A 9,216-nucleotide genomic window follows, 5' to 3' on the forward strand; every position below is an offset into this window, starting at 1 on the left:
CCGGCCGGTCGCCGGTCGACCGCCTCCGGGCGGTGTGCCGGACGGGACGCGCCCGACTCCGTGTCGCTGTCCAGAGTGTCAAAGTTCGGGCCCGCTTTTGTACACATGCGGCTCGTGACCGCGCCCCTGTGAAGAGGGATAGCCTTGGGGCCGTGATCAGCGCGATACGCCGAGGGGGCAGCGAAGCCCCCGGTGCACGCCCGGAGCGCCACAGCGTCCGGGTGATCGCTGGTCCCCCGGATCCGGACCCGAAGCCAAAATTGGCCAATAACGTCCCGGACATCTCTCATCGCGGCATAACGTCGTCCCCGACCGGAAACCCCGCGTCGTGGCGTCGTGCCGCTTCTTTCACCGACGTCACGCAACGGCGCGCGACAGGAGCCAGAGAAGAACATGCAGACCAAGCTGGACGAAGCCAAGGCCGAACTGCTCACCCGGGCGGCCCGGGTCGCTGAGAACAGCCCGGCGGGGGGAACCGACAGCGGGGGCGGACCCGGCGAGGACACGCTGTTCGCCTACCTCCAGCGCTACTACCTGCACACGGCCCAGGAGGACCTGGCCGACCGCGACCCGGTCGACGTCTTCGGGGCCGCGCTCTCCCACTACCGACTGGCCGAGAATCGCCCCCAGGGCACGGCCAACGTACGGGTGCACACGCCGACCGTCGAGGAGGACGGCTGGCTCTGCTCGCACTCCGTCGTCGAGGTCGTGACCGACGACATGCCCTTCCTCGTGGACTCCGTCACCAACGAACTCTCCCGCCAGGGCCGAGGCATCCACGCCGTCGTGCACCCGCAGATCACCGTGCGCCGCGACATCACCGGCAAGCTGCTGGAGGTGCTGCCCGGCGGTCTGCCGCCCGGGACGCAGCGCCCGCACGACACCCACGTCGAGTCCTGGATCCATGTCGAGGTCGACCGCGAGACCGACCGCGCCGACCTCAAGCAGATGACCGCCGATCTGCTGCGCGTCCTGTCCGACGTCCGCGAGGCCGTCGAGGACTGGGAGAAGATGCGCGAAGCCGCGCTGCGCGTCGCCGAGGAGCTGCCCGGCGAGCCGATGGCCGACGATCTGCGCGCGGAAGAGGTCGAGGAGGCGGGCGAACTGCTCCGCTGGCTCGCCGCCGACCACTTCACCTTCCTCGGCTACCGCGAGTACGAGCTGACCGAGGCCGACGCGCTGACCGCGGTGGCCGGCACCGGCCTCGGCATCCTGCGCGCCGACCCGCAGCACGGCGACGACGAGGACCACCCGGCCAGCCACTCCTTCAGCAGGCTGCCCGCCGACGCCCGTGCCAAGGCCCGCGAGCACAATCTGCTCATCCTCACCAAGGCCAACAGCCGCGCCACCGTGCACCGCCCCAGCTACCTCGACTACGTGGGCGTCAAGAAGTTCGACTCCAAGGGCAACGTCATCGGGGAGCGCCGCTTCCTCGGGCTGTTCTCGTCCGCCGCGTACATCGAGTCCGTACGCCGGGTGCCGGTGGTCCGCCGCAAGGTCGCCGAGGTGCTGGAAGGCGCGGGGTTCTCCCCGAACAGCCATGATGGCCGCGACCTGATGCAGATCATGGAGACGTACCCGCGCGACGAGCTGTTCCAGACGCCCGCCGACCAGCTGCGGACCATCGCCACGAGCGTGCTGTACCTCCAGGAGCGCAGGCGGCTGCGGCTCTTCCTCCGCCAGGACGAGTACGGGCGCTACTACTCCGCCCTGATCTATCTGCCGCGCGACCGCTACACCACCGGGGTCCGGCTGCGGCTCATCGACATCCTCAAGGACGAACTCGGCGGCACCAGCGTCGACTTCACCGCCTGGAACACCGAGTCGATCCTCTCCCGGCTGCACTTCGTCGTGCGCGTACCGACCGGCACCGAGCTGACGGAACTGACCGAGGCCGACGCCGACCGCATCGAGGCCAGGCTTGTCGAGGCCGCCCGCTCCTGGGCCGACGCCTTCGCCGACGCGCTGAACGCCGAATGCGGCGAGGAGCGCGCGGCAGGGCTGCTGCGCAGCTACGGGAACGCGTTCCCCGAGGGGTACAAGGCCGACCACTCGCCGCGCTCGGCCGTCGCCGACCTCGTCCATCTCGAAGCGCTCGCCAGGACCGAGAAGGACTTCGCCCTCTCGCTGTACGAGCCCGTCGGCGCCGCCGCCGACGAGCGCCGCTTCAAGATCTACCGGACGGGTGAGCAGGTCTCGCTCTCCGCCGTCCTGCCGGTCCTCCAGCGCCTCGGCGTCGAGGTCGTCGACGAGCGCCCGTACGAGCTGCGCTGCACCGACCGCTCCCTCGCCTGGATCTACGACTTCGGTCTGCGGCTGCCCAAGAGCGCGGCGGGCAGCGCCCATCTCGCCGAGGACGCGCGCGAGCGCTTCCAGGACGCCTTCGCCGCCGTGTGGACCGGCGCCGCGGAGAACGACGGCTTCAACTCCCTCGTCCTGCGGGCGGGCCTCAACTGGCGCCAGGCGATGGTCCTGCGGGCCTACGCGAAGTACCTGCGCCAGTCCGGGTCCACGTTCAGCCAGGACTACATGGAGGACACCCTCTGCAACAACGTCCACACCGCCCGGCTGCTCGTCTCGCTCTTCGAGGCCCGGATGTCGCCGGGCCGCCAGCGCGCCGGCACGGAGCTGATCGACGGTGTGATGGAGGAGCTGGACGGAGCCCTCGACCAGGTCGCGAGCCTGGACGAGGACCGGATCCTGCGCTCGTTCCTCACTCTCATCAAGGCCACGCTGCGGACCAACTTCTTCCAGCTCAGGGACGACGGCAAGCAGCACAGCTACGTCTCGGTGAAGTTCGACCCGCAGGCCATCCCCGACCTGCCGGCGCCGCGTCCCGCGTACGAGATCTGGGTGTACTCGCCGCGCGTCGAGGGCGTCCATCTGCGCTTCGGCAAGGTCGCCCGTGGCGGGCTGCGCTGGTCCGACCGGCGTGAGGACTTCCGTACGGAGATCCTTGGCCTGGTCAAGGCCCAGATGGTGAAGAACACCGTGATCGTGCCGGTCGGCGCCAAGGGCGGCTTCGTCGCCAAGCAGCTGCCCGACCCGGCCGAGGACCGGGACGCCTGGCTGGCCGAGGGCATCGCCTCGTACAAGATCTTCATCTCGGCGCTGCTCGACATCACGGACAATCTCGTGGCGGGCGAGGTCGTGCCGCCGACCGACGTGGTCCGGCACGACGAGGACGACACGTATCTGGTCGTCGCCGCCGACAAGGGCACGGCCAGCTTCTCCGACATCGCCAACGAAGTCGCCGTCGCGTACAACTTCTGGCTCGGTGACGCCTTCGCCTCCGGCGGCAGCGCCGGCTACGACCACAAGGGCATGGGCATCACGGCCCGCGGCGCCTGGGAGTCCGTCGAGCGGCACTTCCGCGAGCTGGGCCACGACGTGCAGTCCGAGGACTTCACGGTCGTCGGCGTCGGCGACATGTCCGGTGACGTGTTCGGCAACGGGATGCTGCTCTCCGAGCACATCCGGCTGGTCGCCGCCTTCGACCACCGGCACATCTTCATCGACCCGAAGCCGGACGCCGCGACGTCGTACGCGGAGCGCCGCCGGCTCTTCGAGCTGCCGCGCTCGTCCTGGGCCGACTACGACAAGAAGCTGCTGTCGCAGGGCGGCGGTATCCATCCCCGTACGGCCAAGTCGATCCCGGTCAACGCGCAGGTGCGTGAGGCCCTCGGCATCGACGAAGGGGTCACGAAGCTGACGCCGGCCGACCTGATGAAGGCGATCTTCCAGGCCCCGGTCGACCTGCTGTGGAACGGCGGCATCGGTACGTATGTGAAGGCCACGACCGAGACCCACGCGGACGTCGGCGACAAGGCCAACGACGCGATCCGGGTCAACGGCGAGGACCTGCGGGCGAGGGTCGTCGGCGAGGGCGGCAACCTCGGTCTGACCCAGCTCGGCCGGATCGAGTTCGCCCGGCGCGGGGCGGGCGGCGAGGGCGGCAAGGTCAACACCGACGCCATCGACAACAGCGCGGGCGTGGACACCTCCGACCACGAGGTGAACATCAAGATCCTGCTCAACGGCCTGGTCACCAGCGGTGACATGACCGTCAAGCAGCGCAACAAGCTGCTCGCGGCGATGACCGACGAGGTCGGCGCGCTCGTGCTGCGCAACAACTACGCGCAGAACACGGCCCTCGCCAACGCCGTCGCCCAGTCGCCCTCCCTCCTCCACGCCCACCAGCGCTACATGCGCCGGCTGAGCAGGGACGGACACCTCAACAGGGCGCTGGAGTTCCTGCCCACCGACCGGCAGGTGCGCGAACTGCTCAGCGCGGGCAAGGGGCTCTCCCAGCCCGAGCTGGCGGTGCTGCTCGCCTACACCAAGATCACCGTCGCGGACGAGCTGATCCACACCGGGCTCCCCGACGACCCGTACCTGCGCAAGCTGCTGCACGCGTACTTCCCGGTGCCGCTCCAGGAGCGGTACGCCGAGCAGATCGACGCGCACGCGCTGCGCCGCGAGATCGTCACGACGGTGCTCGTCAACGACACCGTCAACTCAGGCGGTTCGACCTTCCTGCACCGGCTGCGGGAGGAGACGGGCGCCTCGATCGAGGAGATCGTCAGGGCCCAGACGGCGGCCAGGGAGATCTTCGGTCTGAGCGGGGTCTGGGACGAGGTCGAGGCGCTGGACAACAAGGTCGACGCCGGCGTCCAGACCCGGATCAGGCTGCACTCGCGTCGGCTCGTCGAGCGCGGTACGCGCTGGCTGCTGGGCAACAGGCCGCAGCCGCTGGAGATCGCAGGGACGATCGAGTTCTTCGCCGAGGGCGTCGCGCGGGTCTGGGCGAAGCTGCCCACGCTGCTGCTCGGCGCCGAGCTGGAGTGGTACCAGAAGCTCCTGGAGGAGCTGACAGGGGCCGGGGTCCCGGAGGAACTGGCCCTGCGGGTGGCCGGGTTCTCCTCGGCCTTCCCAACGCTCGACATCGTCGCCATCGCCGAGCGCACCGAGCAGGACCCGCTGGATGTCGCCGAGGTGTACTACGACCTCGGGGACCGGCTGCGGATCAGTCAGCTGATGGACAGGATCATCGAGCTGCCGCGCGCGGACCGCTGGCAGTCCATGGCCCGCGCCTCCATCCGCGAGGACCTGTACTCGGCGCACGCCGCGCTGACGGCGGACGTGCTGTCGGCCGGTGACGCGAGTGCCAGCCCCGAGGAGCGGTTCAAGGCCTGGGAGGAGAAGAACGCGGCGATCCTGGGCCGTTCGCGTTCGACGCTGGAGGAGATCCAGAGCTCGGACTCGTTCGACCTGGCGAACCTGTCGGTCGCGATGCGCACGATGCGGACGCTGCTGCGCACCCACAGCTGACGCGAGGGGAGGCGCCCGGCACACCGCCGGGCGCCTTCCGCTTTTCCCCTGTCGGTGCTGCTCCGTCAGCGCAGGTGCAGGCCCAGTTCCTTACGCGGGCGACCGCCCGCCCACAGCCGGCGGCAGGACAGTGCCGTCGCGGCCAGCAGGAGTGCGTTCCTGGTCGCCACGACCGCGCAGCCGAGCGGGGTGACCGCCATGACGTCCCCGTAGAGCAGCGGGAAGGCGAGTGCGCTCAGCGCCGAGGCGGGCAGCAGGAGCAGGGCCACCGGGCGCTGGGTGGTGTGCCGTGAGGTGAGGCAGACCGCTGCCAGGCCCAGCAGCCAGATCAGATACTGCGGGCTGATCACCCGGCTGGTGACGGTGAACAGCAGTACGGCGGTCAGTGCCGCGTCGAAGGGCGTGGCCGCCGTCCAGCGCGCCGCCCGCACCCGCCACAGCAGCAGCCAGCAGAAGGCGAGCGCGGTCAGCAGCAGCGCAGCCCTGGCCACGTCCGGCACCTGGGGTCCGGTGAACTCGAAGGCCCCGTACCGGTAGGAGACCGTGCCGGACCAGCCGGCCAGCTTCGCCAGCGACAGGGCCGTGCCGCCGACCGACTCGATCTGCACGCCGCGGCCGTCCTGCTGCCGCAGGAAGTCCAGCGGGTGCGAGAAGAAGAGCGCCAGCACCGCGAACAGCGCGCCCGCGCTGACCGCCGCCGATGTCCACACCGCCCGGGTGGTGCGGCCGGGGGCCGTGCCCAGCAGGGTCAGCACCGGCCAGACCTTCGCCAGCGCGCCGATCCCGGCGAGCGTGCCGCCGAGCCGCGGCCGGCGGCGCTGCGCCAGCAGGGCGAGGACGGCGAGCGCGGTGACCTGCACGTCGTATCGGGCGAGCGGGATGTGCAGCAGCAGCGGCAGCCCGCACACCCACAGCCAGGCCCCCGCGGCGCCGGCGCCCGCGCCCGCCTGGTCGGCCCAGGCCCCGTCGAGCGGTGATCCCGAGCCGCGGCCCGCACGGGCGAGCGCGCAGGTGACGACCGCGTCGGCGAGCAGCGTCAGCGCGACGAACGCCTGGAAGTACGTGAACCACGGCAGCAGCGCGGGCGACAGGAGCACGGCGCCCGCCCCCGGCGGGTACTGCCAACTGGCGTCGCCCGAAGGGAAAGCGCCGTGGCTGAGCTGCCCGTACCAGCCCCGGTAGAGGTCGTACACCTCGGCGCTGACCCCGCCACCGCCGAGGTCGTCCTGGACGAGCAGGACGGCCATCGCCGCCCTGGTCACCGCCCAGACCCCGCCGAGCGCGAGCCAGGGGCGCGCGCCTGCGGCGGGCGGCCTGCCGTCGAAACCGACGGTCAGCAGCGGCCCGAAGCCGGGCGGCGGCGCTACGGAAACGGGGACTGGGATGCCGGTCGTGCCGGTCCGACGGTTTGTCATCGACCGGCAGCCTAGACCGTTTTGTCGCTATTTCTTCTTCTTGCCCGCTGCGGCGGGCCCGCCGGTGAACTGCTCGTACGCCGCGACGACGTCCGCCGCCGGGCCGTCCATGCGCAGCGTCCCCGACTCCAGCCACAGGGCGCGGTCACACGTCTCGGTGATCGTCTTGTTGCTGTGGCTGACGAGGAAGACCGTGCCGGCCTCCTCGCGCAGTTCCTCGATCCGCTCCTTGCTGCGCTTCTGGAACCTGGCGTCGCCGGTCGACAGGGCCTCGTCGATGAGCAGCACCTCGTGGTTCTTGGCCGCGGCGATGGAGAACCGCAGCCGGGCGCCCATGCCCGAGGAGTAGGTGCGCATCGGCAGCGAGATGAAGTCGCCCTTGTCGTTGATCCCGGAGAACTCCACGATGTCGTCGTAGCGTTCGCGCACCTGCTGGCGCGACATGCCCATCGCGAGCCCGCCGAGCACCACGTTTCGTTCGCCGGTCAGATCGCCCATGAGCGCCGCGTTGACGCCGAGGAGCGAGGGCTGGCCCTGGGTGTAGATCTTGCCCCGCGACGGCGGCAGCAGTCCGGCCACCGCCTTGAGCAGGGTCGACTTGCCCGAGCCGTTGGAGCCGATGAGCCCGATGGCCTCGCCCTTGTACGCGGCGAAGCTCACCCCGCGTACCGCCAGCACCTCCCGCACGCCGGGGGCGCCGCGCCGCGAGACGATCCGGGTGAGGGCGGAGGTCGCGGCCCCTCTGCCGCCCCGGGTGCCGTGCACCTTGTACGTGATGTGGACGTCGTCCACGATGACGGTGGGGACCCGGTCGGCCGGGAACGTGTCGTTGGGCGTCGTCTCAGCCACGTCCGTACTCCTCCTCGGCCTTCCAGAAGAACAGGAACCCGCCGAATCCCAGCAGCACCGCCCAGCCGAAGGCCAGCGGCCACACGTGCGGCGGCAGCTTGTCGGGGCCGAAGCTGCTGATCAGCGCGTAGCGCATCAGGTCGATGTAGATCGCTGTCGGGTTGCAGTCCAGGGCCACGCCGACCGCGTGCGGCACCTTGTCGATCACGTTGTCGATGCTGTACATCACGCCGGAGATGTACATCCACGTGCGCAGCACGAACGGCGTGAGCTGCGCGATGTCCGGCGTCTTCGCGCCGAGCCGCGCCACGATCATCGACAGGCCCGTCGCGAACATCGACATGAACAGCAGCGCCGGCACGGCAAGCAGCCAGCTGAAGGTCGGGTACTGCCCGAAGGCGAGCAGGATCGCGAACAGCGCGCAGAGCGAGAAGAGCAGCTGCTGGAGCTGTTGCAGCGCCAGCGAGATCGGCAGCGCGGCGCGCGGGAAGTGCAGGGCCCGTACGAGCCCGGTGTTGGACGAGATCGCCCGGGTGCCGGCGGTGACGGCGCTGGAGATGAAGCTCCAGATGAACACGCCCGTCACCAGGAACGGGATGAAGTCCTCGACGCCCTTCTTGGTGCCGAGCAGCACCCCGAAGATGAAGTAGTAGACCAGCGCGTTGAGCAGCGGCGTCATGATCTGCCAGATCTGGCCGAGCTTCGCCTGGCTGTACTGCGCCGTCAGCTTCGCCGTGGCGAAGGCGGTGATGAAGTGCCGCCGTGACCACAGCTGCCGTGCGTAGCTGGTCAGCGTCGGGCGGGCCCCGCTGACGGACAGACCGTACTTCGCGGCCAGCGCCGCCGGGTCCAGTTCCTCGTCGGCCGTTGCGGGCCGTGGCGGGGTGGGGGGATGGGTCCGTGCGATCGTCTCGCTCACTGGAGTCGCTTTCGACGTAGCTGAGTCTTCGCGGGCGACGGCCGGGAGTGACGGATGTTGCGATGGAACGGATCCGTATCGTCGCAACGCTGAGAGTAGGACGGTTTTACGTCGCAACGCAACCGTTCCGTCGTCAAGGTATGCTCAAGTCCTATGAGCCCGGACCCGCGCACCTCACGCCGCGTCCCCGCAGGAGCAGCCGTGCTCCGGGAAGACGTGACCGACGCCATCCGCGCCGCCGTCTTCGAGGAGCTGGCAGCCGTCGGATTCGCCCGGATGTCGATCGAGGGCATCGCGCGCAGGGCGGGTGTCGGCAAGACGGCCGTCTACCGCCGCTGGAAGTCCAAACTGGCGCTGGTCCTCGACCTGATGTCCGTCTTCGCCGACCAGGGGTTGCCCGCCCCGGCGACCGGATCGCTCTACGGGGACGTGCGCGCGCTGCTGGAAGTGGGCTCGCACGCGCTGCGCCACCCGGTGGCCTCGCAGGTCATTCCCGATCTGCTGGTGGAGTCGGCCCGGCACCCCGAGATCGCCGACACCATCAAGGCGGCCCTCACGGACGGCCAGCGCGGCATCGCCGCCGTCATCGTCCGTGAGGCGGTCGAGCGCGGCGAGCTGCCCGCGGCCACGGAGCCCGACCGGCTGCTGGACCTGACGGTCGGGCCGCTGTACTGGCGGCTCGTGGTGGTGCGCAACAAGCTG

5 protein-coding genes are annotated in these 9,216 nt (G+C 70.2%); 2 read left to right on the top strand and 3 right to left on the bottom strand.

Annotated elements, in window-relative coordinates; genetic code table 11:
• Window positions 1–393: 393 nt before the first annotated feature.
• Entirely contained in the window at window positions 394–5,331 is a 4,938-nt protein-coding gene (locus tag HY68_RS15275) for an NAD-glutamate dehydrogenase (protein WP_041989089.1), read from the top strand.
• A 65-nt stretch (window positions 5,332–5,396) separates the two neighbouring features.
• Here HY68_RS15275 and HY68_RS15280 read toward each other — a convergent pair whose 3' ends face one another.
• The 3 genes from HY68_RS15280 to HY68_RS15290 are packed head-to-tail and all read right to left on the bottom strand — an operon-like array spanning window position 5,397 to window position 8,448.
• Window positions 5,397–6,746, bottom strand: coding sequence for a glycosyltransferase family 87 protein (locus HY68_RS15280; protein ID WP_241778584.1), 1,350 nt, complete (start codon window positions 6,744–6,746; stop codon window positions 5,397–5,399).
• A gap of 27 nt (window positions 6,747–6,773) precedes the next feature.
• Complete coding sequence (locus tag HY68_RS15285) at window positions 6,774–7,595, bottom strand: ABC transporter ATP-binding protein (RefSeq protein ID WP_041989091.1); 822 nt, start codon at window positions 7,593–7,595, stop codon at window positions 6,774–6,776.
• Window positions 7,588–8,448, bottom strand: coding sequence for an ABC transporter permease (locus HY68_RS15290; protein WP_241778770.1), 861 nt, complete (start codon window positions 8,446–8,448; stop codon window positions 7,588–7,590). The genes HY68_RS15285 and HY68_RS15290 overlap by 8 nt, the downstream gene beginning before the upstream one ends.
• Window positions 8,449–8,667: 219 nt before the next feature.
• On the opposite strand from HY68_RS15290, the gene HY68_RS15295 reads away from it, so the two are divergent.
• Window positions 8,668–9,216 (top strand): TetR/AcrR family transcriptional regulator (locus HY68_RS15295; RefSeq protein WP_078863619.1); only part of this gene is annotated, 549 nt, incomplete at its 3' end.

The sequence above is a fragment of the Streptomyces sp. AcH 505 genome (genome assembly GCF_000818175.1).
GTDB lineage: Bacteria > Actinomycetota > Actinomycetes > Streptomycetales > Streptomycetaceae > Streptomyces.

What these genes read in the sequence shown, in the direction of transcription:
- HY68_RS15275 (WP_041989089.1), top strand. Translation starts at nt 394, where the DNA reads ATGCAGACCAAGCTGGACGAAGCCAAGGCCGAACTGCTCACCCGGGCG.
- HY68_RS15280 (WP_241778584.1), bottom strand. Translation starts at nt 6,746, where the DNA reads ATGACAAACCGTCGGACCGGCACGACCGGCATCCCAGTCCCCGTTTCC.